The 21,762-nt window shown below is 71.7% G+C and carries 20 protein-coding genes; 10 read left to right on the forward strand and 10 right to left on the reverse strand.

What is annotated here, in order from left to right; translation table 11 throughout:
* Window positions 1-44 precede the first annotated feature (44 nt).
* The 3 genes from Ato02nite_RS01615 to Ato02nite_RS01625 all read left to right on the forward strand — a co-directional run bounded on the left by Ato02nite_RS01615 (window position 45) and on the right by Ato02nite_RS01625 (window position 2,503).
* On the forward strand, window positions 45-656 hold the full coding sequence (locus tag Ato02nite_RS01615) for a winged helix-turn-helix domain-containing protein (RefSeq protein WP_213004506.1): 612 nt from the start codon (window positions 45-47) through the stop codon (window positions 654-656).
* Window positions 657-758: 102 nt separating this feature from the next.
* Window positions 759-1,349 carry a winged helix-turn-helix domain-containing protein gene (locus Ato02nite_RS01620; RefSeq protein ID WP_213004507.1) on the forward strand — a complete coding sequence of 197 codons (591 nt, stop codon included), beginning with the start codon at window positions 759-761 and terminating at the stop codon, window positions 1,347-1,349.
* Window positions 1,350-1,393: 44 nt separating this feature from the next.
* Window positions 1,394-2,503 carry an NHL repeat-containing protein gene (locus Ato02nite_RS01625; RefSeq protein WP_213004508.1) on the forward strand — a complete coding sequence of 370 codons (1,110 nt, stop codon included), beginning with the start codon at window positions 1,394-1,396 and terminating at the stop codon, window positions 2,501-2,503.
* Here the strand turns inward: Ato02nite_RS01625 and Ato02nite_RS01630 are convergent.
* Window positions 2,500-3,552, reverse strand: a complete 1,053-nt coding sequence (locus Ato02nite_RS01630) for a phytanoyl-CoA dioxygenase family protein (RefSeq protein ID WP_213004509.1) — start codon at window positions 3,550-3,552, stop codon at window positions 2,500-2,502. The two genes, Ato02nite_RS01625 and Ato02nite_RS01630, sit on opposite strands and share 4 nt — an antisense overlap.
* Window positions 3,553-3,625: 73 nt before the next feature.
* On the opposite strand from Ato02nite_RS01630, the gene Ato02nite_RS01635 reads away from it, so the two are divergent.
* The gene (locus Ato02nite_RS01635; protein WP_246605966.1) at window positions 3,626-4,651 is read left to right on the forward strand and encodes a LacI family DNA-binding transcriptional regulator; all 1,026 of its coding nucleotides are present in this window, start codon (window positions 3,626-3,628) and stop codon (window positions 4,649-4,651) included.
* On the opposite strand, the gene Ato02nite_RS01640 is transcribed toward Ato02nite_RS01635, so the two are convergent.
* The gene (locus Ato02nite_RS01640) at window positions 4,652-5,239 is read right to left on the reverse strand and encodes a DUF4760 domain-containing protein (protein ID WP_213004510.1); all 588 of its coding nucleotides are present in this window, start codon (window positions 5,237-5,239) and stop codon (window positions 4,652-4,654) included.
* Window positions 5,240-5,344: 105 nt separating this feature from the next.
* On the opposite strand from Ato02nite_RS01640, the gene Ato02nite_RS01645 reads away from it, so the two are divergent.
* A complete protein-coding gene (locus tag Ato02nite_RS01645) occupies window positions 5,345-6,319 on the forward strand; it encodes an Acg family FMN-binding oxidoreductase (protein WP_213004511.1) in 975 nt (324 codons plus the stop codon).
* A 4-nt stretch (window positions 6,320-6,323) separates the two neighbouring features.
* Here Ato02nite_RS01645 and Ato02nite_RS01650 read toward each other — a convergent pair whose 3' ends face one another.
* Window positions 6,324-6,626 (reverse strand): hypothetical protein, encoded by a 303-nt coding sequence (locus tag Ato02nite_RS01650; protein ID WP_213004512.1) that lies wholly within the window; start codon window positions 6,624-6,626, stop codon window positions 6,324-6,326.
* A 61-nt stretch (window positions 6,627-6,687) separates the two neighbouring features.
* Here Ato02nite_RS01650 and Ato02nite_RS01655 point away from each other — a divergent pair, with 61 nt between their 5' ends.
* A complete protein-coding gene (locus Ato02nite_RS01655) occupies window positions 6,688-7,107 on the forward strand; it encodes an MmcQ/YjbR family DNA-binding protein (RefSeq protein WP_213004513.1) in 420 nt (139 codons plus the stop codon).
* Window positions 7,108-7,234: 127 nt separating this feature from the next.
* Here Ato02nite_RS01655 and Ato02nite_RS01660 read toward each other — a convergent pair whose 3' ends face one another.
* Window positions 7,235-8,929: a substrate-binding domain-containing protein gene (locus tag Ato02nite_RS01660; RefSeq protein WP_213004514.1), complete on the reverse strand. Its 1,695-nt coding sequence runs from the start codon at window positions 8,927-8,929 to the stop codon at window positions 7,235-7,237.
* Between the two features lie 338 nt (window positions 8,930-9,267).
* Here Ato02nite_RS01660 and Ato02nite_RS01665 point away from each other — a divergent pair, with 338 nt between their 5' ends.
* Entirely contained in the window at window positions 9,268-10,092 is an 825-nt protein-coding gene (locus Ato02nite_RS01665; RefSeq protein ID WP_213004515.1) for an alpha/beta fold hydrolase, read from the forward strand.
* 58 nt (window positions 10,093-10,150) lie between these two features.
* Here the strand turns inward: Ato02nite_RS01665 and Ato02nite_RS01670 are convergent, their stop codons facing one another.
* Window positions 10,151-11,467, reverse strand: coding sequence for an FtsX-like permease family protein (locus tag Ato02nite_RS01670; RefSeq protein WP_213004516.1), 1,317 nt, complete (start codon window positions 11,465-11,467; stop codon window positions 10,151-10,153).
* Window positions 11,464-12,189, reverse strand: a complete 726-nt coding sequence (locus tag Ato02nite_RS01675) for an ABC transporter ATP-binding protein (RefSeq protein WP_213004517.1) — start codon at window positions 12,187-12,189, stop codon at window positions 11,464-11,466. Before Ato02nite_RS01675 ends, Ato02nite_RS01670 begins: the two co-directional genes overlap by 4 nt.
* 89 nt (window positions 12,190-12,278) lie before the next feature.
* Between Ato02nite_RS01675 and Ato02nite_RS01680 the strand changes: the two genes are divergently transcribed.
* On the forward strand, window positions 12,279-13,238 hold the full coding sequence (locus tag Ato02nite_RS01680) for a TetR/AcrR family transcriptional regulator C-terminal domain-containing protein (protein ID WP_213004518.1): 960 nt from the start codon (window positions 12,279-12,281) through the stop codon (window positions 13,236-13,238).
* On the opposite strand, the gene Ato02nite_RS01685 is transcribed toward Ato02nite_RS01680, so the two are convergent.
* Window positions 13,193-14,497 (reverse strand): right-handed parallel beta-helix repeat-containing protein, encoded by a 1,305-nt coding sequence (locus Ato02nite_RS01685; RefSeq protein WP_213004519.1) that lies wholly within the window; start codon window positions 14,495-14,497, stop codon window positions 13,193-13,195. The genes Ato02nite_RS01680 and Ato02nite_RS01685 overlap by 46 nt on opposite strands.
* Before the next feature lie 2 nt (window positions 14,498-14,499).
* The gene (locus Ato02nite_RS01690; protein WP_213004520.1) at window positions 14,500-15,462 is read right to left on the reverse strand and encodes a rhamnogalacturonan acetylesterase; all 963 of its coding nucleotides are present in this window, start codon (window positions 15,460-15,462) and stop codon (window positions 14,500-14,502) included.
* A 122-nt stretch (window positions 15,463-15,584) separates the two neighbouring features.
* Here Ato02nite_RS01690 and Ato02nite_RS01695 point away from each other — a divergent pair, with 122 nt between their 5' ends.
* Window positions 15,585-16,982 (forward strand): amino acid permease, encoded by a 1,398-nt coding sequence (locus Ato02nite_RS01695; protein ID WP_213004521.1) that lies wholly within the window; start codon window positions 15,585-15,587, stop codon window positions 16,980-16,982.
* On the opposite strand, the gene Ato02nite_RS01700 is transcribed toward Ato02nite_RS01695, so the two are convergent.
* On the reverse strand, window positions 16,965-19,277 hold the full coding sequence (locus tag Ato02nite_RS01700; protein ID WP_213004522.1) for a tetratricopeptide repeat protein: 2,313 nt from the start codon (window positions 19,275-19,277) through the stop codon (window positions 16,965-16,967). The two genes, Ato02nite_RS01695 and Ato02nite_RS01700, sit on opposite strands and share 18 nt — an antisense overlap.
* 61 nt (window positions 19,278-19,338) lie before the next feature.
* On the opposite strand from Ato02nite_RS01700, the gene Ato02nite_RS01705 reads away from it, so the two are divergent.
* The gene (locus Ato02nite_RS01705) at window positions 19,339-20,208 is read left to right on the forward strand and encodes a patatin-like phospholipase family protein (protein ID WP_246605970.1); all 870 of its coding nucleotides are present in this window, start codon (window positions 19,339-19,341) and stop codon (window positions 20,206-20,208) included.
* A gap of 369 nt (window positions 20,209-20,577) precedes the next feature.
* Here the strand turns inward: Ato02nite_RS01705 and Ato02nite_RS01710 are convergent, their stop codons facing one another.
* Entirely contained in the window at window positions 20,578-21,750 is a 1,173-nt protein-coding gene (locus tag Ato02nite_RS01710) for a VanW family protein (protein WP_213004523.1), read from the reverse strand.
* Between the last annotated feature and the right edge of the window lie 12 nt (window positions 21,751-21,762).

Here is a 21,762-nt window from a genome sequence, read left to right on the forward strand (position 1 = left end):
CCCGCTGTCCGTCACTCCCGGTGGATAAGCAGGACCATAGTCGTATGACTATCCGGTCGTTGTCGCGCCGGCGGCAGAACACGTCCCGGTTGCTCCCGTTGCTGCGCTCGCCGCTGCTGGGGGAACTGATGGCGTGGATCTGCCTGCATCCGGAGATGAACTACTCGCTGCCCGAGCTGGCCCGCCGGTTCAAGGTCTCCCGGTCGGCCATCGGCAAGGAGGCCGACCGGCTCGCCGAGGCCGGGCTGGTCCGCTCCGAGTGGCGCGGCAACCTGCGCCTGCTGCGGGCGGAACCCGCGAACCCGCTGGTGCGGCCGCTGACCGAGGTGCTGGCGCTGACCTACGGGCCGATCGCGGTGCTGGCGGACCTGCTTCCGGCGGTGCCGGGCCTGGCCGAGGCCTATCTGTACGGGTCGTGGGCGGCCCGCTACGCCGGTGAGCCCGGCCCGCCGCCGCAGGAGGTCGACGTGCTGGTGGTCGGCGACGTCGACGAGAGCGACCTGGCCGGCGCCGCCGATGCCGCGGAACATCAGCTGGGCCGCCCGGTGAACATCTACCGGGTGTCCAGCATGGAGTGGCGCTGGCCCGAGCGCGACCCGTTCCTGATGTGGGTGCGCGCCAGCCCGGCCTTCGCCCTGGTGGGCGCACCCCGCTGACCCGGCTGCGGCCTGGCGCCTCACCTAGCCGCATGACAAGCTAGTCCCATGACTACTGCCATGGACCTGTCCTTGCACATTCTGCAAGGTAGTATGCAGAACGTGCAATCTCGGTCCCAGCTTCTTCCGTTGCTGCGCTCGCCGTTGCTCGGCGAGCTGCTGGCCTGGATCTACCTGCACCCTGAGGAGAGCGCTTCGGTCACCGAGCTGGCTCGCCGATTCGGAGTGTCCCAGTCGACCGTCAGTCGCGAAGCGGATCGCCTCACCGAGGCGGGTCTCATTCGCGCGGAACGCCGCGGCAACCTGCGGTTGCTGCGAGCCGACCTCACCGGCCCGCTCGCCCGGCCCCTCACGGAACTTCTGGCACTGACCTACGGCCCCTCAGCCGTCCTCGCCGACCTGCTCCCGGCAATACCCGGCGTGCAAGAGTCCTACATCTACGGCTCATGGGCCGCCCGCTACGGCGGTGAGCCCGGACCACCGCCGCATGACGTCGACGTGCTCGTGGTGGGTGATGCCGACGAGGACGATCTGGACGAGGCGGCCCGCCACGCGGAGAGCCGCCTCGGCCGAGAGGTGAACATCCACCGCGTCTCCGTCGCGAGCTGGCGATCCGCCGACGATCCGTTCCTGACGTCGGTGAGGTCCCGCCCGATCTACGCCATCGTCGAGCCGGGAGACCCACAGTTCTGAGTGGGGCGGCGGGTCGCGAACGGTCGGTGTAGCGTCCCTGACCCGTGAGGCGTTGGACCGGTGTGGCTGCGGTGCTCGTGCTGGTGGTCGGTCTGCTCGACGGCTGTGGGCCGGCGTTTCGCAGTGGTGACTGCCCGGGTGGGGACGTCACGCCGGTCAGTGGCGGAGCGGCTGCCGGTGGGCCCGGTGTGGCGGGTGGGCTCTGGGTCGCCGACGGGAGCGGTGCCGTGCGCAGGGTCGACGGGCGCACCGGGGAGACCATCGCTACGGCCACCGTGGCCGGGGTCGAGCCGCGCATGCCGCCCGCGCTCGTCGCCGCGGGCGGGCGGCTGTGGGTCTACCGGTTTGATACCGGTGCCGTCGCGCTGATCGATCCGGGGAGCGGGGCCGTGGTCGCGCGGGCCACGGTGGAACCGGTGACCCCGGCGGTGGACAACCTGCTGCAGTACGCGCACGGGGCGCTGTGGATCGCCCAGCCCGGCCGGCTGTGGCGGGTCACGGTGGCCGGCAGGGTCAGCAGAACTCCGCTGCCGGACGGCTTCGAACCCTCGGCGGCGGCCGCCACCGAGCGCCGGCTGTGGCTGGCCGCCGGCCGACGGCTGCTGCGGATCGACCCGGTCGCGCCATCGAGCGTCGTCGAGCTCGGGCTTCCGCAGAACGTTGCCGAACTCTCGTACGCCGCCGGCGGGCTCTACGCCGCCGGCGTCAACTCGCCGGTCGTCCACCGCCTCGACCCGGTGACCGGGGCGGTCGCCGGACAGACCCGGCTGCGGCACGACGAGCTGGCGCTCTCGCTGGCCGGCGGCTGGGCGATCGGTAACTGCGGCAGCGTGGTCCGGCTCGGCGACGGGCTCACCGTACGGGTCTCGGATGTCTCCCAGGACCTTCCGTCGGTGCTGGCGTTCGGTGACCTCTGGGTCGCCGACGAGGTCGCCTCCGAGGTCGTCCGGATCGACGGGGCGACCGGGGCGGTGCGGGCCCGGTTGCCGGTCGTGGCGGCCGATCCGGACGATCCCGCCTTCCACCTGCTCGCGGGCAGCGGCAGCGTGTGGGTCCTCGACGGCGGGGTGTCCCGGGTCGACCCGGAGGCGGGCCGGGTCACCCGGATCGTGCCGGCCACGATCGGCGCCGGGCCGGCGGTGGCCGCCTTCTAGGCGGCCAGGGACTTCCGGAGGAGTTCGGCCTGGGTGGGCGGCGCGAGGCCGTCGATCGGCTGGTCGTGGTCCAGGTCGGCGGGGAAGGCGTACCCTTCCGCGGTGGCCGCGATGACGTTCTCCACCGAGCCCTGGTAGGTGCGCAGCACCGGATACAGCGCCCGCACCATCGCGGCCCGGTCGACCTTCTCCATCGCTCGGCCGAAGGCCGACGACACCTGCAGGAGGTTGGCCATCCGGCGTACGTCCGTCGAGTGGTTCGTGCCGGCGCCGTGGAACACGGCCGGGTTGAAGAAGGCGGCGTCGCCCTTGGACAGTGGCAGCTGCACGCGGTGGGCCTCGAAGTACTCGGTGAACTCGGGGCGGTGGTAGGCGACGTAGCCGGCCGGGTACTTCTGCGAGTGCGGCAGGTACAGCGTCGGTCCGGTCTCCAGCGGCATGTCGACGTGCGCGACCGCGCCCTGCAGGGTCAGCAGCGGGGACAGCGCGTGGATGTGCGCGGGGTAGCGCAGCGCCTGCTCCTGGGACATGAACCCGAGGTGGTAGTCACGGTGGGCGACCTGCGCGACGCCGCCCGGATTGACCACGTTGACCTGCGAGGTCACCTGGTAGCCGGTGCCCAGCCAGGCCTGGCAGATCAGCGCCAGGGTGTCGTTGTCGTAGTAGGCGGCGAACGCGGCCGGGTCACGCAGCGCGAACTTGTCCAGCGCGCCCCACACCCGGTCGTTGGCGCCGGGCTTCGCGAAGTGGTCGCCGCCGGTCACGCCGGCGGCCCGCTGCTCGGCGATCATGTCGGTGAACACGGCCGTGGCCCGGTCGACCACGTCGGCCGCGAACGCCCCGCGGAAGACCACGATGCCGGGGCCGTCCATCAGGGCCCGGGCGAGTTCGGACTGGATCTCCCGGGTGTTCGGCAGGTTCCCGGGGTAGATCAGCACGCCGTCCACGACGTCGTCGGCATGCGGGTAGTCGGCGATTTCCGTCTTCTGTTCGCAGACTGTCCGGAAATCCTCCAGGTCGCAGTCCGCGGCGGTGAACCAGGTTGTCATGCCGTCACGCTAGGTCGCATCGAGGCATCGAAGAGCCTTGAGAAACCCTCAAAACCCCATCATGGTGTACGGGGTGAAGCACTCATTCCGGATCCGGGAGATCGCCGCGCAGGCCGGGCTCAGTGAAGCCACTGTGGACCGGGTGCTGAACGGCCGTGGCGGGGTGCGGGAGAGCACCGCCCAGGAGGTTCGCCTGGCCATCGCGGAGCTCGACCGGCAGCGAACCCAGGTGCGCCTCGGTGGCCGTACGTTCATGGTCGATGTGGTCGTGCAGGCGCCGCCGCGGTTCTCCGCGGCGATCCGCGCCGCCCTCGAGGCCGAGCTGCCCGGCCTGCGCCCGGCGGTGTTCCGGGCCCGGTTCCACCTGCTCGATTCGCCGTCGGCCGCCGATGTGGAGGCCGTGCTCGACCGGATCGGCCGCACCCGCTCGCACGGCGTGATCCTGAAGGCGCCGGACGTCCCGGAGGTGGTCGCGGCCACCCGCCGGCTGACCGCGCCGCTGGTCACCCTGGTGACCGACCTGCCGGGCAGCCCCCGCGTCACCTACGTCGGCATCGACAACCGGGCGGCCGGTGCCACCGCCGCCTACCTGATCCAGCACTGGCTGGGCGACCGGCCCGGCGACGTGCTCGTCGTGCGCGGGCACGGCTCGTTCCGCGGCGAGGACGAGCGGGAGGCCGGTTTTCGTGCCGAACTGGCCGGGGGAGTGGCCCGCCGGGTGCTGGAGGTGGTCGACGCCGAGGACCGGGCCGACGCGGTCGGGGCCGGCATCCGCGAGGTGCTGGCCGGCCACGGGCCGGTGCGGGCGATCTACTCGCTGTACGCGGGGGCCGGCGGCAACGCGGCGGTCGTCGCCGCGTTCGCCACGCAGCACCGGTCCTACGACGTGTTCGTCGCGCACGACCTGGACGGCGAGAACACCGCGCTGCTGCGGGAACGGAAGCTGTCCGTGGTGCTGCACCACGACCTGCGCACCGACCTGCGCCGTGCCTGCCACGCCATCATGCAGGCGCAGGGCGTGCTGCCCGGGCCGGTGCGCACCAATCCGTCCGCCGTGCAGGTGATCACCCCGCACAACGCGCCGCCGGTGGAGTTCTGATCAGGCCGGTTGCGTCGGCGCCGGCGGCCGCGCCCCGGGCGCGCGGCTCAGGTACTCCTGCCTGAACTGGGCCGACCTGGTGCCGATCTTGCGGAGCCGGAGGTTGCGGTGGATCTCGTCGAGGTCGGCCTCGGCGATCAGGCACACCAGATGCTCGAAGAAGGACAGGTAGGTCGGCGACCGGAGCTCCCGCTCCTTCACGATGTAGGGCTCCAGCGCGAACCACACCCGCCGCGCCCGGGTCGGCATCAGGCTGACCACCATCGTCTCCTGGAGGCTGCCGGTGACGATCAGCGCGCCGAGGCTGGTGTAGTACAGGCCGACCCGGCTGATGTGCCGCCGGCCCTCCGGCGGCAGCCCGCTGATGCCCTCCGCCGGCGGTTGCTTCGGCAGGCGGTGGACGATGTAGTCCTCGCTGTTCAGGAACTCCTCCGTGCGGCACTCCCGGGTGAGCAGCTCGATCGCCACGACGGTGTCGTCCGACCGGCGCATCAGGCGCAGCTGGTGCCGGGCGAACAGGCTCGAGACCAGGATCGCCGACAGCGAGATGATGACGGCCGCGATGTTGACGGCGAGGCCCGTGTTCACACCTCGACGGTAGCCACGCCGGTCAATGCGGCCGAACGTGTGCGGGGGCCGCCGTGGGCCTGGTTGAATCGGAAAGGTGCGCGTACTGAGCAGGAGAGGATCCTCATGACCGCCGAGAACGACCGCCGCCCGGCCCTACGGCAAGCCGCGGACGCCGCCCGGTACGCCCCCTCGATCCACAACACCCAGCCCTGGAAATGGACCGTTCACCCGGACCGGCTCGAGCTGCACGCGGTAACCGACCGCCAGCTCACCGTCCAGGACCCGGACGGCCACATGCTGCTGCTCAGCTGCGGCGCCGCCCTGCACCACGCCCGGCTCGCCCTGGCCGCGGCCGGCTGGCAGACCCGCGTCGACCGGCCCGCCGGCGACCCGCTCGCGGTGCTCCACCCGACCGAGCACGGCGAGCCCGAGCCCGCCGCGGTCGAGCGGTTCGAACAGCTCAAGGCCCGGCACACCGATCGGCGTACGGTCGGTGACACCCCGCTGGACCCGAAGGTGCTCGACGACCTGGTCGCCGCCACCGAGCAGGAGGGCACCCGGCTGCACGTGATCACCCGCGACCAGGTCATCGACCTCGCGGTGATCGTCGAGCGGGCCGAGCGGACCGAGACCTCCGACGAGCGCCTCCAGCAGGAGACCGCCGAATGGGTCGGCGGCGAGCGCACCGACGGCACCGGCATCCCCGCCGCCAACCTGCCCGCCGGCCTGCCGCCGACCACGGTCGCCGAGCGCGACTTCGGCCAGGCCGGCACCCTCCCGCCGGGCGAGGGACACGACACCGCCGCCACCTACGCGGTCCTCTACGGCACCGGCGACGAACGGGACGAATGGCTGCGTGCCGGGGAGGCCCTCGACGCGCTGTGGCTGGCCGCGACCGCACACGGCGCCGGCCTGTTGCCGCTGAGCAGCCCGATCGAGGTCGGCTACACCCGCCTCGAACTGCGCCGCATCATCGGCGACCTGGGCGCGCCCTACCTGGTCGTGCGGCTCGGCAACCTCGACGAGGCCGACGGCGCCCGCCCGGCCAGGACCCCGCGCCTGCCGGTCGACCAGGTCATCACCGAAGTGGCGTCCTGACTCTCTACTCGGTCGCCATCCGGATCAGGGCGTTGCCACCGAGCAGCAGCACGTCGGCGCCCGCCGTCAGGGCCATGCTCAGCCGGAGCCGCCGGTCGGCGACCTCCGGGTCGGCGCCGACGATGCCCCGCACCGCGAAGACGACGGCGGCCAGCACCAGCGGAATGCCACCCACGAGCAGGAAACCGACCTTCGCCGGGGTGTCACCACGGATCACCAGCAGGGTCACCATCGTCGCCGGGATCAGGCCGAAGAACACCACGGCCAGGCCGGCGTACCACCGCAGTGGCCGGATCGAGTCAGTCATCGGCCCGATCTTAACTTCGCCCCGGCGAGCCGCCGCAGCGGCCGACCGCTAGGGTCGGGCTGTGTCCGAACCCGGAGACGTGCCACCGGAGATCCTGGACCGGCTGCGGCCCATCTGCCGGCGGCTGCCCGAGGCGTACGAGGAACCGGCCTGGATCGGCATCCGCTGGCGGATCCGCGCCCGGACCGTGGCCCACGTCTACACACCCGACCCGGAACGCTTCCCGGTCTACGCCCAGCACGTGATCGACGGCGAGCCACCGGTGGTGATGACGTTCCGGGTGCCCGCCGAGGACCTGCTCGGCGTGACGGTCGCCGGCTTCCCGTTCTTCCGCGCGCCGTGGGGCAGCAACGTGGCCGCGGTGATCCTGGGCGACCACACCGACTGGACCGAGATAACCGAGCTGATCACCGACAGCTACTGCGAGATGGCCCCGAAGTTCCTCGCCGCCAGGGTCGTTCCCACCCCGCCACCCAGCTGATCAGCAGCCGACGGCCAGGTGGCGGCCGGAAGCCACGCCGGGCCCGCCCGGCGGCGGCGCGCGGAGGGTGAGTGCCGCTCAGCGAAACCGAGTGGCACGGGGCCGTCCGGGTTGCGTACGGAAAGGGTTATGCGCCTTTTCGGCTGGCTATCGCCTCCAGGAAGATTTCGCCGATCTTGGCTGGGTCGGTGGCTATGTAGACGCCGCCGGAGCCGGCTGCCCTGGTGATGGCCTCCAGGCGTTCGCGGTGGATGGCTGTGCCCATGCCGATGATGATCAGGCGGATCGGGCGGCGGGGGTCGCGGATCTTCGTCAGCTTGGTGACTGTCTCGTCGATGGTCAGGCCGCCGGGGTTGTCGTTGTCGCCGTCGGTGTAGATGACCACCGAGTTGGACACGCCTGGCTGCCAGCCCTCCTGGACTCGCTGGTAGGCGGCCAGCGCCGTGTCGTAGAGGCCGGTGTCGCCGCCGTCCTTGGGGACGATTTTGTTGATCGCCTGGTCCATTTCGGTGCGGTGGCCGGCGCAGGAGAGGATCGGGAGGTTCTCCACCCAGGGGCGGGTGCCGGACATGTTGGTGGAGAACGTCCAGTTTCCTACCGACCAGCGGTCGTCCAGCAGGGCCAGACCCTGCCTTGCCACGCCCTGGGTGACCTGGGCTCTGGTCAGGCCGCCGGCCGTCGGCACCTTCGCCTTCATCGAGCCGGAGACGTCGAAGACGGCCAGCATGCGGCCGGGCTGGGTGATCGCCGTCCAGCTGCCGAGCAGCTGGCTGATGGTGGTGCCGGCGTTCTTCGTGGCCGGCGGGGGCGGCACGGTCGTCGGTGCGCCCTCGGGCTTGAGGAAGCCGGCCGCCGCGGCGCCGTCGGGGCCGCGGAGTCCGGCCTTCGCCAACTCGGCGGGGAAAGTGGTGGAGGCGCTGGAGGACAGCACCTGGCGCAGGGCGGTCGCGGCCGCCGCCTTCTGCGGGTCTACGCCGGGCATCACCGCGAACGGGTAGTCCAGCACCACCGACGCCGGGTTGGGATAGAGCGCGGCCAGCTCGGTGTCGGGGCGGCCGGCGTTGTAGGCGATGACGTCCGCCTCGGACAGCGGGGCGATGCCGACGGTCGTGCCGAACTTCTGCAGCATGTCGCCGCGGATGCTGGAGCTGTTGGCCGACAGAGCGCGCATCACCCCGACCCGCAGGGCGCCGCCGGCCGTGCCGGTGCCGGCCGCGGCAGCGAAGGCGAGCAGGCCGCCCAGGCCGGTCGCGTCGCGGGCCGGGTCGACCGTGCCGGCCCGCAGGGTCTTGTCGGTGGCGACCTTCTTGGCCAGGTCGGTCATCTTCGGGGCGGTGGCCGGCCAGCCGAAGCCGGCGGCCGACGGCTGGGGCACGGCCAGCACGATCGGGCTCTCCGCGATCGAGCCGAGCACGGCCGGCTGGAAGCCGGGTGCCTCGGAGGCGATGCGCAGCAGCCACGTGCTGGAGTCGGGGATCCAGGCGTCCGCGTCGGCCGCGGTCTGCTGCTCCTTGGCGCCGACGCCTTCCAGGTTGACGCCGTGCCGGCCGCCGACCGCGGCGGCCGTGGTGGCCGGGTCGGCGGCGGTCACGGTGACCGTCACGCAGGTGCCTTCCCGGGCGGACCACGCGTCGGCCACCGTCCGCACGGCCGGCGCGATCTCGGTGGCGGCGGCCACCTTGATCGTCACGGTGTCGGCGCAGTCCTTGCCGGCGAACTCGTGGTAGCCGGCCCACGAGCCGCCGGTGACCACGGCGAGGGAGAGGGCCGCGGCGGTGACGACGAGGCCGGTGCGCTGAAGGTGCCGATGACGTCCGGGCATCGGGACATCTTGATCGTGACGGTGGGATCACGCACCAGCCGTGCAGATAGTTTTCAGATGATGCCAACCGGGTCCACGGGGTGAACTCTGCGGACGGTGAGTACGAAGACGGCTTCGCTGGGTTGATCGGGCTCGTAGGAGACGTCCGCCGGCCCGGTAGCGGCCGTCCGGATGCTGGGCGATGGCCCGGGCCGGACGGTACGTCGTTCCCTGCCTCCTACGTCAAACTGCGGGTTTCCTGGCAACTCCGCGTCTTGTGACGTTCATCCTCGGTGTGGCTCCGCGATGTCACAAAACTGTTTAACTGGCCGAGCGAGCAAAACCATCGGAGGTAACGCATGAGCTACATCACCACGAACGACGGCGTCGAGATCTTCTACAAGGACTGGGGAACCGGTCAGCCGATCGTTTTCAGCCACGGATGGCCGCTCTCGTCCGACGACTGGGACGCCCAGTTGATGTTCTTCCTGGCCAACGGCTACCGGGTCATCGCCCATGACCGGCGCGGTCACGGCCGGTCCACCCAGGTCAGCGACGGCCATGACATGGACCACTACGCCGACGACCTGGCCGCGCTCACCGCGCACCTGGACCTGCACGACGCGATCCACGTCGGCCACTCCACCGGCGGCGGCGAGGTGGCCCACTACATCGCCCGGCACGGCGAGAGCCGGGTGGCCCGGGGCGTGCTGATCAGCGCCGTCCCGCCGCTCATGGTGCAGTCCGAGGCCAACCCGGGCGGGCTGCCGAAGAAGGTCTTCGACGACATCCAGACCCAGGTGGCCACCAACCGGTCCGGCTTCTACCGGGACCTGCCGTCGACGGCGTTCTACAACTTCAACCGGCCGGGTGTCGAGCCGGTCGAGGCGATCATCCAGAACTGGTGGCGCCAGGGCATGATGGGCGGCGCGAAGGCCCACTACGACGGCGTCGTCGCGTTCTCGCAGACCGACTTCACCGAGGACCTCAAGAAGATCACGGTGCCGGTGCTGGTCATGCACGGCGACGACGACCAGGTCGTGCCGTACGCCGACTCGGCCCCGCTGTCCGCGGCGCTGCTGCAGAAGGGCACGCTGAAGACGTACGCCGGTTTCCCGCACGGCATGCCCACGACGCACGCCGAGACCATCAACGCCGACCTGCTGGCCTGGCTGAAGGCCTGATCCGGGTGCTGCGCGCGGCCCGGCCGGGCCGCGCGCGTCCAGCATCCGAACGCTCCCGTCAGGCCGCCCCGGCGATTGCGGGGCCGCGGACCGTACGGCGGGTGGCGCCCACCGTCGCGGCCGCGGTCAGCGCCACGGCGACCGCGACTATTACGGCGTACGCCCAAGGGTTTGCCTGCGGCCAGAGGCGATCCACCCGGGCCGAGCCGAACGGGATGATGGTGAACAGCGAGGCCAGGGTCCCGCCGAGCGCGCCGGTGATCGTGATGAGCAGGCCCTCCAGGGCGACCATGGCGGTGAGCTGGCCGCGGGTGGCGCCGGCCAGGCGCTGCTGGGTGAACTCGCGGCGCCGGGCCGCGGTGGCCGCGATCAGCGTGTTGACCAGCATGACCGCGACGAAGAGCGTGATCATGCCGATCACCACGAAGTTCAGGGTCTTGATGTCCCGGGCGTAGCCCGGCTCGATCTGGCCCCGCGACGCGCGGTTCTCGATGAACTGCATGTAGACCGTGCCGGTCGCGATGCCGGTGAACAGCAGCACCGGCATCACCGCGCCGGCCAGCTGCCGGGTGCGTGAGCGGACGCCGAGCACGGCCAGCTCGCCGGGCGCACCGCCGAACGCGCGGACCGGCGCGCCCAGCACCGCCGTGACCAGGCGCAGCAGCTCCGGCGCGAGCAGGGCCAGCCCCAGCGACGCCCAGATGCCGGCCTGGCCCGCCGTCTGCATCGCGTCGATGCCCTTGCCGTCCATCAGCGTGGCGGTCAGGATCGCGCAGTTCAGGCCGGCCAGCAGGAACAGGGCCGCGCCGAGCCGCCGGGCCAGTGGGCGGGCCGGTTTGCCGCCCGGTGGGGCCGAGGTCCGGCGGGCGGTGGCGATGCCCGCGGCGATCGAGCCCAGCAGGGTGACCCCGAAGCCGGTGCCGAGGGCGATCGGCCCGAACGCGGCCGGCACCGGCGCGGCGACCTGCCCGGTGTTCTTCATCAACTCCACCAGGACGCGGCCGAGGACCAGCCCGATCGGCACCGCTACCGCCGAGGCGAGCAGGGCGACGGCCGCGGCCTCCCCGACGATCATCCGGCGCAGCTGCGGGCCGGTGGCGCCGATCCGGCGCAGCAGGGCGGTCTGCTCGGCGCGCTGCCGGACGGCCAGGCTCAGCGTGGACGTGACCGCGAACGCCACGATGACCAGGCACCAGCCGCCGCCGACGGCGGCCGTGGTGGTGAGCGAGTCGGCGCTGCCGGTGTCGGCACCGGCCGCGGTGTCGATCAGCGACGCGAACGCCATCAGCAGCGCCGCGCCCAGCAGGGCGGTGAGGAAGGTGGCGACGAAACCGCCGGGGCGGTGTCGCAGATTACGCAGGGCCACGGCGATCATGCGGCCACCTCACCCAGGTGGGCGAGACGTTCGGCGACGGCGTCGGGGGTGGGCGCGCTGAGCGCGCCGGCCAGCCGGCCGTCGGCCAGGAACAGGACCGAGTCGGCGTACGACGCGGCGGCCGGATCGTGCGTGACCATCACGACCGTACGGCCGTGGTCGTGCACGACCGCCCGCAGCAGCGTGAGCACCTCGCGGGCCGAGCGCAGGTCGAGGGCGCCGGTCGGTTCGTCGGCGAAGATGACGGCCGGCTCGGTGAGCAGGGCCCGGGCCACCGCGACCCGCTGGCGCTGACCGCCGGAGAGCTTCTCGGGCCGGTCGTCCCGGCGGTCGCCGAGGCCGAGTTGGGTGAGGACGGTGCGGCAGCGGGCGCGGTCGGCCCGGCGGCCGGCCAGCCGCAGCGGCAGGACGACGTTCTGCTCGACGGTCAGCGACGGCAGCAGGTTGTAGTCCTGGAAGACGAAGCCGACCCGGCGTCGCCGGAACTTCGTCATCGCGGTGTCCGTGGTGGCGGTGAGTTCGGTGCCGTCGATGAACACCCGGCCGGACGTGGGCCGGTCGAGCCCGGCGGCACAGTGGAGCAGGGTGCTCTTGCCGGAGCCGGAGGGGCCCATCACCGCGGTGAAGCTCCCGGTGCGGAAGCCGGCCGTGACGCCGTTGAGGGCGGTCACGGTCCCGTCGTACGTCCTGTGTAGTGACTCCAGTCGAACCGCGTCAGTCATGGGTACACCGTACGAGTGCACTAGTCCGGCGTGGAGTAGTGCTAGCACCCCTCTTCGGCTAGTGCACTATGGTGTGGTGCACTAGTGCGATGGATGAACCGGTCTTCCGCCGCATCGCCACCGAGATCGCCGAGCGCATCACCTCCGGCGAGCTCGCGCCGGGCGACCGGGTGATGTCCACCCGGCAGATCGTCGAGCACTACGGGGTGGCCATGGCGACCGCCACCAGGGTCATCACCGAGCTGCGCGACCGCGGACTGGTGCGCGCCACCCCCGGCGTCGGCACCGTGGTGGCCGGCCTGCCGCGGAGCGCGCCCGACCGCGACCACATCGTGCGGACCGCCATCACCGTCGCCGACGCCGAAGGGCTGACCGGACTGTCGATGCGCCGGCTGGCCGCCGAGCTGGGCATGCCGACGATGTCGCTCTACCGGCACGTGGCGGACAAGGAGGAACTGGTACTGCTGATGATGGACGCGGTGATGGGCGCCAACCCGCCCCCATCGCTGTCCCCGGCCCGGGCCGGGTGGCGAGCCTGCCTCGAGGCGCTCGCCCGGCTCCAGTGGTCGATGTACCGGCGGCACATCTGGCTCGCCCAGGCGGTGTCGTTCACCCGGCCGCTGCTCGCGCCGAACGCCATGGCCCACACCGAGTGGGCGATGCGGGCCCTCGGCGACATCGACCCCCGGCTCCAGTTCCGGGCCGCGGTGACGGTCGCCAACTACGTCCGTGGCACGGCGGTCGGCCTCGAGGAGGAGGCGCAGGCCGAGCAGGAGACCGGGATGACCGACCACGACTGGTTCGAGACCCAGCAGCAGCGCTTCGCGGCCGTGCTGGCCACCGGCAAACTCCCGATGATGGCCCGGTTCGCCGCCACCGGCGACGAGTTCGGCCTCGACGTACTGCTGGAGTTCGGCTTGCAGCGCCTGCTCGACGGCCTGGCGCCGCTGGTGGATCGGGCCGGTCCGGTGGCAGAGCGGGCCGCCGCCGGACCGGCCGTCGATCAGGGGGTTTCGAAGGCGCCCAGGTCGGGGGCCGAGCCGTGGTAGGGCAGGCCGACGTTCACGCCCTTGTCGATCAGGGTGCTGCCGGCGGCCAGGTGCAGCGAGGCCAGGGCGGGCAGGCTGCCGTCGGACTGGCGGGAGGTCTCCCAGCCGGTCGTGGACACGCTCTGGAACTGGGCGTTCGACATGGTGACGCTCAGGTTCCAGGAGTTGTTCGACACGCTCGTGCCGCTCATGTTGGCGGTCAGCGTCCCGCCGTACGCGATGTTGTTCCGGAGGTTTCCGAGGCCGACCGCCGCGCCGCTGGAGTTGATCCCCAGCATGTTGTAGTCGGTGCCGTTGCTGTAGCTGGTGTTGTTGATGAAGTCGCTGGCCACCGTGTGGTGGTTGGCGTAGAAACCGGCGGCCCGGTTGAGGAACGCCACCGACTGCCGCACGGTGTGCTTGACGCCGCCGGAGACGTACACCCCGCCGTAGCCGCCGGCCTTGAAGCCGTTGCCGTCCTGCGCCGCCGTGGTGGTCTGCGGCAGGTAACCGTTGCGCCAGGCCCACGAGTTCTCGATGGTCACCGACGAGTACGCGTTGATCAGGTCGAAGCCGTCGTCGGTGTTCCACCAGGCCCGGCAGCCGCGGAAGACGTTGCCCGGCTTGCCGGCCGGCACGTGCGCGCCGAACCCGTCCGCGTTGGTGCCCGCGCCCGACGAGCTGTACGGGTCGTAGTTGTCGTGCGAATCCGAGTTGAGCACCAGGTTGTTGCTGCCGTTCGCGATGAACAGCCCCGGGCCCATGTTGTTGTGCGTGTTGAGCTTCTCGAACGTGTTGCTGCTGCCGGAGATCCAGACACCCCACGACTCGTGGTTGGCGCTGTTGTTCTGCCGCACCCCGACGATCTCGAAGCCGCGCAGGGTGATCGAGCTGCCGGTGACGTCGAAGCCCTTGATCCGGCAGTTGACGCCGGTCATCCCGGAGAAGTTGAACTGCACCTTCTCGGCCGGGTAGTTGGCGTACACGATGCCGCTCTTGTTCAGGGTGATCGCGTCGACCACCGCGGTCTGCGAGGAACAGCTGGTGGTCGCGGTGGTGTAGCTGTAGGTCCCGGCCCGGAAGTAGACCGTGTCGCCGGACGCGGCCGTGCTCTGCGCCTTCGCGATCGACCGGAACGGCGCCGACAGGGTGCCGGCGGCGCTGTCGCTGCCGCTCGGCGAGACGTAGTAGGTGCTCGCCGCCGAGGCGTTACCGGCTACGGCAACGATTCCGGCGGCACCGGCCAGGAGCGCGACGGCGGCGAAGATACGAGTTCTCATGGTCACCTCAGGCTGTCGATCACGAGCTCGGCCATCCGCGTGGCGCCGTACTCGGAGAAGTGGGTGTTGTCGTTGACCCCGTCGGTGGCCAGGGTCAGGTAGAGCCGGCTCGACTCGGCCGGCCCCAGGCTTTCGACCAGCGCTTCGCTCTTGGCGGTGAGGTCGATGAGCGGCACGCCCTCGGTGGCGGCGACCGCGCGCATCTCGGCCGGCAGGTCCACACCGAGCGAGTTGATGTGCAGGGCGGTGGGATTCAGTTCCGTCCCGGCGAACAGCCGCCGGACGGTCGGCGTCACCAAAATCGGAAACCCGTGCTTTTCCCGTACGCCGTTGAGCAGCGCCGTGAGGTTGGCCCGGTAGTCCTCCGCGGTCGTGGTCTTGTCGTTGTGCCCGAACTGGATGAGCACGACGTCGCCGGGCGCGATCAGCGGCTGCATGGTGGGGAACAGGGCGGGGTCGGCGAGGAAGCTGCCCGCGCTCTCCCCGGAATCGGCGTAGTTCGCGACCACCACCCCGCGCGGCACCGACGCGGTGATCATCTGACCCCATCCGGTGTACGGGCTGACCGGCTGGTCGCAGACCGTGGAGTCCCCGGCGAGGTAGACGACGCGGGCCTTCTTCGCCGGTCGGACGGTCACCCGGGTCACGCTCGGGGCGGTGCCGTCGAAGCTGAGGGTGAGCCCCGGGGTGCCGGTGCCGCCCTGGCCGGTGGGCTGGCCCTCGGGTTCGCGCACGTTCACCGTCGCGCTGCGGGTGCCGGCCTCGCCCGGGGTGAAGATCCGGCGGCGGGCCTCGACGGCGAGACCGGTGCCGGCGCCGATCGTCGCGGTGATGTCGTAGTTGCCCGGGGCGACGTCGTAGTGGCAGACGATCGGCGCGGTGCCGGTGCAGGCGGCCGGCGTCGTCGCGGCGGACGGGGCGATCAGGCCGACGGCGGCGCAGGTGACACAGGCCAGCCAGGACATGCGGCACTCCTTCGGTACGCACCGCAGGAGTGGGCCGATGGTGGGGGTCGGCTCGGCGGAAAGCTGCCCCGAAGCTATATATCGAGATCCATAAATGTCAAACTGGACCGGGAGGTGGCGTCATGATGACACCGGGGCAGTCCGAACTCTTCCGGCGCAAGCCGATCGAGGACATCACCGACGAGGCCGAGACCGGCCTCAACCGATCGCTCGGGCTGTTCCAGCTCACCGCGATCGGCGTGGGCGGCATCATCGGGGCCGGGATCTTCGCGCTGGCCGGGGCGGTGGCCAACAAGACGGCCGGGCCGGCCGTCATCGTCTCGTTCCTCATCGCCGGGGTCGCGTCGGCGTGCGCCGCCCTCTCGTACGCCGAGTTCGCCGGTCTGATCCCGCGGGCCGGCAGCGCCTACACCTACGGTTACGCCGTCCTCGGTGAGATCGTCGGCTGGTTCATCGGCTGGGACCTGCTGCTGGAGTACACCGCGATCGTCGCCGTGGTGGCGATCGGCATCTCCGGGTACTTCTCGTTCCTGCTCGACGACATCGGCGTACACCTGCCGCAGTGGATGTTGGGTGCGCCGGGCACCGGCGCCGGGCATGTCGTCGACCTGTTCGCGGTGCTGCTCTGCCTGCTCATCGCCTTTCTGCTGAACCAGGGCATCCGGGCCGCGGCCCGCGCCGAGACCGCGGTCGTCGTCATCAAGGTGGCGGTGGTGCTGCTGGTCGTGGTCGTAGGCGTGTTCCACATCAGCACCGCCAATTACACGCCGTTCTTCCCGTTCGGCGTCGGCGGCGCGATCACCGGCGCGTCCACCGTGTTCTTCGCCGTGTTCGGGTACGACGCGATGAGCACCGCCGCCGAGGAGTCCCGGGACGCCCGGCGGCACATGCCGCGCGCGATCATCTACTCGCTGATCGTCTCGATGATCCTGTACGTGCTGGCCTGCCTGGTGCTGGTCGGCATGCAGAACTACCGGGACATCGACCCGGAGAGCGGCTTCTCGACGGCGTTCGCCTCGGTCGGGCTGTCCGGCCTGGCCGACGTCATCGCGGTCGGCGCGATCATCGGCATCCTCACCGTGATGTTCACGTTCATGTTCGGCGTCACCCGGGTCTGGTATTCGATGAGTCGCGACGGCCTGCTGCCGTCCTGGTTCGCCCGCCTGCACCCGACCCGGCACGTGCCCACCCGGGTCACCTGGATCGTCGGGGTGGCGTCCGCGGTGATCGCCGGTTTCCTGCCGATCGAGGAGGCCGCCGAACTGACCAACATCGGCATCCTGCTGGCCTTCGTGGTGGTCTGCGTGGCCGTCATCGTGCTGCGCTACCGGCGGCCCGACCTGCCCCGCTCGTTCCGGCTGCCGGCCATGCCGGTGGTGCCGGCGCTCGGCGTGATCTTCTCGCTCTGGTTGATCACCTTCCTGTCCCCGGTCACCTGGCTGCGGTTCGCCGTCTGGTTCGCGCTCGGCCTCCTGATCTACTTCCTCTACAGCCGGCGGCACTCAGCGCTCAACGAGTGACCCCAGCCGGGCTCGGACCTGCTCGGCCTCGGGCAGACCGAGCGTGGTGTAGCCGGCCAGGGCCTGCTCGTAGTGCTCCCGAGCCAGCGCCTGGTGGGCCCGGCCGAGGCCGGCCTGGGCGCGGGCCTGCTGGCCGGCGGCGCCGATGTCGGTGGCGATGGCCAGGGCCTCGGTGTGGTGGGTGATCGCGTCGGCGGGCGCCGCGGCCTCACCCAGGCCGTTCAGCGCCCACGCCTCGCCCTCCTGGTGGCTGGTCTCCCGGAAGATGGCCAGCGCCTGCCGGTGGTAGTCGGCCGCCTTGCCGGCCTGGCCCAGATGGTTGTGCAGGGTGCCGAGGGTGTCCAGGGTGCCGGCCTCGCCCGGGCGGTTGCCCAGCTGCCGTTCCAGGAGCAGGGCGTGCTCGAGGTCACCGGCCAGCCGGTAGGACGTCAACGCCTGCCCCATGTAGTCGACGACCGCCGCGAACCGGCCGGCCTGCAACTCGATGCTGCCCAGGTTGAACAGGGTGCGGGCCTGGCCGGCCGGGTCGCCGGTCTGCCGGAACAGGTCGAGCGACTGGTGGAACTCTTCGGCGGCCGGGCCGGTGCGGCCCAGGCACAGGTGCGCGAAGCCCAGGCCGGCCAGGGCGTGCGCCTGCCCGGTGCGGTCGCCGTCGCCGCGCGCGGCGCGCAGGGCGTGGCCGTGCAGGGTCAGCGCGTCGGCGTAGTAGCCGTTGTTCAGGTAGCGGGACAGGGTCTGCGCCAGGGTGGTGGTCGAGCCGTACCCGGCGACGGCGACCAGGGTCGGGCGTTCGGTGTCCAGCCAGCCGACCGCGGCGTCCGGGTCGGACAGGTCGGGACCGGGGCCGGCGGCGGGGAAGACCGTGGGGCGGCGGTGGGCCTCGGCCGGGTACAGGGCGTTCATCGCGGCCGCGGCGGTGGCCAGGTAGTGGTCGAACAGCCGGGTCAGCGCGGCCTGCCGGGCGCCGGGTGGGTCCTGGTCGTGGGCGCGGTCGGCGGCGTACGCGCGAACCAGGTCGTGGAAGGTGAACCGGCCCGGCGCCGACTCCTGCACCAGATGATCGTCCAGCAGGGCGGTCAGGCCGGCCCGGGAGGCCGGTAGATCGAGATCGGTCAGGGCGGCCGCGGCGTACGCGTCGAAGTCCTGCCCGGGATGCAGCGCCAGCAGGCGCAGCATCCGTTGCCGATCGGCCGGCAGATGCCGGTAGGACAGTTCGAGGCTGAGTTCCACGCCCGAGTCCAGCCGGCGCTCGTCCCGGCGTTCGTCGAGTCGGTCGGCGTGGTCGGTCAGGGTCCAGCCCGGCGTCTTGCGGATGTGCCCGGCGATCAGGCTCAGCGCCAGCGGCAGGCAGCCGCACCGCTCGGCGATCCGGGCCGCGGCGTCCGGATCGGCGCCGATCGGCACCCCGGGCAGCGCACCGGCCAGGAACGTCATCGCCTCCGCCCGGGTGAACACGTCCACCGCCAGGTGATCGGCGCGGCGCAGGTCGGTGAGGCGGTGCCGGCTGGTGATCAGGGTCAGGCAGCCCGGCGCCTCGGGCAGCAGCGGCCGGACCTGGCCGGCGGTGGCCGCGTTGTCCAGCACCACCAGCGCGCGGACGCCGGCCAGCCGGGACCGGTAGGCGGCGGTGCGGGCGTCCAGTTCGTGCGGGATCCGGTGGCCGGGCACGCCGAGCAGGCGCAGGAAGCCGTCCAGCACGGCGGCCGGGTCGGCCGGCGGCTGGGCCGGGTCGGCGTGGAAGCCGCGGAGGTTGACGAACAGCACCCGGTCGAAGGCCTTCTCGGCGGCCAACAGATGTCCGGCGTGGACAGCGAGCTGGGTCTTGCCGACCCCGGCCATGCCCTCGAGCGCGGAGATCACCACGGCGTCCCCGGCCCGCGCGGCCCGCCTCAGCTGATCGAGATCGGCCGCCCGGCCGACGAAATCGGGCAGGTCCTGCGGCAGCGAGTCCTGCACCCGCACCTGGGAGACCGCCTCGATCTCCCCGCCGACCACCCGCAGCGCCTGCCGCCACTGCGCCACATATCCGGCGTCCGGGTGCAGCGCCTCGACCACGGAGAGGACCAGGTCGGCGTTCAGCCGCCGGCGGCCCGGCTGGAAGCAGTTCGCCACCGTCGACCGGCGGGCCAGCTCGCCGGCCGGCCGCCCGGCGGTGGTCCAGGCCGCGTTGACCCGCTCCTTGATCATTTCGTACGACGGGTCGGCGCCCCAGATCTTCAACCGCCGCAGCCGCTCCACCAGGTCGTCAACCGTGCCGGCCGGCCCCGGATCGGGCGGTGCCGTGAACGTGTCCATCGGAATCGCCCCTCCGCAGGATTTCGAGCGTCCCGACCCTAACGGGCCGTAGCATCTGAGCGTGTCTCGACGGGTCGCATTGGCGCTGGGGTCGGGTGGTGCGCGGGGGTTCGCCCACATCGGCGTCATCCAGGTGCTCGACGAACGCGGCTTCGAAGTCGTCGCGGTCGCCGGTTCCTCGATGGGCGCCCTCGTCGGCGGAGTGATGGCGGCCGGCCGGCTGAAGGAGTTCACCGAGTGGGCGACCGGCCTCAAGCAGCGTGACGTGCTCCGGCTGCTCGATCCGAAATGGGCGCTGGCCGGGGTGCTGGCCGCCGACCGGCTGATCGACCACCTGGACGGCTTCCTCGACGACGCGCTGATCGAGGACCTGCCGATCCCGTACACGGCGGTGGCCACCGACATCACCAGCCGGCGCGAGGTGTGGTTCCAGAAGGGCCTGCTGCGCTCGGCGATCCGGGCGTCGATCGCCATCCCCGGCCTGATCACGCCGGTGGTCGTGGACGGCCGGGTGCTGGCCGACGGCGGCCTGCTCAACCCGGTGCCGATCGAGCCGACCGCGTCGGTGCCGGCCGACCTGACGGTGGCCGTCTCGCTGCTGGCCCGCCGCCCCGACCACGAGTCGGCCGCCCCGATCCGGGCAGCGGCCAAACGCACCCGCTCGTCCGACTGGCGGGCCCGGCTGCGGCACGCGCGCTCCCCGGAGACCGTGCCACCGCCCGTCGAGCTGCGCCTGAGCGAAGTGATCATGAACTCGCTGGACGCGATGCAGGACATGATCTCCCGCTACCGGATGGCCGGCCTGCCACCCGACGTGCACATCGCCGTCCCGGTGACCGCGGCCGGCGTGCTCGACTTCCACCACGCCGGCGCGATGGTCACCCTCGGCCGAGAACTGGCCACCAAGGCCCTCGACGACGCGGGCTATTAGGGTCTCTTTTCGGTACGCCGTCGGCCCGGCCCAGACGCGGCACGTGGCGGGGCGTGCGGCCCCCTTGCCTAGATCTTGGGGAGTTGGCGTTCGCGCGGGACGTTGCCTTCACAGATCGCGGGGCGGGCGGTCGGCGAAGGGTGGGCGGCCACGCCGCCTGGATCTTGGGAAGTTGCAGCGATGGGCGGGGGTGAATTGCCGAGATTGGTGCTGGTGCTCGGCTCGGTCGGGGGTTGGGGTGGTGTTTGGGGTCGGGCCCGCCCGTCGCGGGCGCGCGGAGGGTGAGTGTCGCTCAGCGGGACCGCGGGGCACGGTAGTGGGGCTACGGCGTACTGAAAAAGGAGCGCTAGGGGACCGGCCGCGTAAGCGTCAGTCCAGGCCGGTGTAGCGCCAGCGCAGTGTGGTCGTGCCGGACGGGGCGCCGTTGTCGTAGACGGTCCGGGTCACTCGGATGCTGAAGCCGCCGTCGGTGCCCGGGTTGCGTGGGCCGGTTTTCGAGACCACCTTGCGCTTTCCGGTGCTTCCGTACAGCGCGACCGTCACCGACGTGCCGGTGGTGGCCGCTCGGATCACTACCGGCGCATCCGTGTCGTTGCGGATGACCTGGTCGATGTTGCCCCAGTCCAGGGTGGCCTCGCGGCCGGGTGGGTAGCGGGAGATGTATTTGCTGTGCGGCTGGTGTTCGAGGATCGGCAGGCCGGCGAACCAGGCCGAGTTGAACAGCGTGGTGGAGAACTGGGAGATGCCGCCGCCCAGCTGGTCCTCCAGCTCGCCGTCGACAATCGCGGGGGCCGGCACGAAGCCGCGGTCCCGGGTGCGCTCGCCGACCTTGCGGTTGAGGGAGAACGTCGTGCCGGGCGCGATGACCGTGCCGTCCACGATCTTCGCGATCAGGTGGATGTTGGTCACTCGCGGCGCGCAGCAGGGGTGATAGGTGGTGAACGTCCCGATCAGCTGGTCGACGCCGGCCAGCTCGCCGCCGGCCGGCACCGGGGTGCCCGCGACCGCGGCCTCGGGCTGTCCGGCCCGCGCCGCCGCCACCATGACCGGGGCCGCCGCGGCCGGGTCGATGGTCCAGCCGGGCCGGCCCTCGGTCCTGGTCACGCCCTTCGCCGAGGAGGTGAACGACGCGTCGCCCTTGGCCTCGAGCCGCGGCACCGGGTCGGCCAGCCGCACGACCGTGTCGGTGGCCGCCTGGCGGTGTGCCGCCAGGGCGGCCTGCAGCTCCGTCGCGTCGGTGGTCACTACCGCGTTGCCCGAGCCGGTGAACGCCTGCCGGACGGTGGCGTCGACATCGAGCGAGATGCCGGCCGCCACCGGATCGAGGGTGAACGTCGCCTCGGTGCCGGTGACCCGCACGGCGATCGGCTGCTCGACGCGGGCGCGCACCGACGACTCGACCGCCGCCCGCACCTTCTTCTCGTCCAGCCCGCCGACGGCGACCCCGGCGATGGTCCGCCCGGCCGGCGTCAGCTCGGGCCGTCGCACGGTGCGGACCGCGATCACCGCCCCGGCGACGATCACGACAACAGCGACGATCAAGATCAGAAGCTT

The organism is Paractinoplanes toevensis (assembly GCF_018332695.1).
Lineage (GTDB): Bacteria > Actinomycetota > Actinomycetes > Mycobacteriales > Micromonosporaceae > Actinoplanes > Actinoplanes toevensis.

What these genes read in the sequence shown, in the direction of transcription:
- Ato02nite_RS01615 (WP_213004506.1), top strand. Translation starts at nt 45, where the DNA reads ATGACTATCCGGTCGTTGTCGCGCCGGCGGCAGAACACGTCCCGGTTG.
- Ato02nite_RS01630 (WP_213004509.1), bottom strand. Translation starts at nt 3,552, where the DNA reads ATGACAACCTGGTTCACCGCCGCGGACTGCGACCTGGAGGATTTCCGG.
- Ato02nite_RS01645 (WP_213004511.1), top strand. Translation starts at nt 5,345, where the DNA reads ATGACCGCCGAGAACGACCGCCGCCCGGCCCTACGGCAAGCCGCGGAC.
- Ato02nite_RS01650 (WP_213004512.1), bottom strand. Translation starts at nt 6,626, where the DNA reads ATGACTGACTCGATCCGGCCACTGCGGTGGTACGCCGGCCTGGCCGTG.
- Ato02nite_RS01660 (WP_213004514.1), bottom strand. Translation starts at nt 8,929, where the DNA reads ATGCCCGGACGTCATCGGCACCTTCAGCGCACCGGCCTCGTCGTCACC.
- Ato02nite_RS01665 (WP_213004515.1), top strand. Translation starts at nt 9,268, where the DNA reads ATGAGCTACATCACCACGAACGACGGCGTCGAGATCTTCTACAAGGAC.
- Ato02nite_RS01670 (WP_213004516.1), bottom strand. Translation starts at nt 11,467, where the DNA reads ATGATCGCCGTGGCCCTGCGTAATCTGCGACACCGCCCCGGCGGTTTC.
- Ato02nite_RS01675 (WP_213004517.1), bottom strand. Translation starts at nt 12,189, where the DNA reads ATGACTGACGCGGTTCGACTGGAGTCACTACACAGGACGTACGACGGG.
- Ato02nite_RS01680 (WP_213004518.1), top strand. Translation starts at nt 12,279, where the DNA reads ATGGATGAACCGGTCTTCCGCCGCATCGCCACCGAGATCGCCGAGCGC.
- Ato02nite_RS01685 (WP_213004519.1), bottom strand. Translation starts at nt 14,497, where the DNA reads ATGAGAACTCGTATCTTCGCCGCCGTCGCGCTCCTGGCCGGTGCCGCC.
- Ato02nite_RS01690 (WP_213004520.1), bottom strand. Translation starts at nt 15,462, where the DNA reads ATGTCCTGGCTGGCCTGTGTCACCTGCGCCGCCGTCGGCCTGATCGCC.
- Ato02nite_RS01695 (WP_213004521.1), top strand. Translation starts at nt 15,585, where the DNA reads ATGATGACACCGGGGCAGTCCGAACTCTTCCGGCGCAAGCCGATCGAG.
- Ato02nite_RS01700 (WP_213004522.1), bottom strand. Translation starts at nt 19,277, where the DNA reads ATGGACACGTTCACGGCACCGCCCGATCCGGGGCCGGCCGGCACGGTT.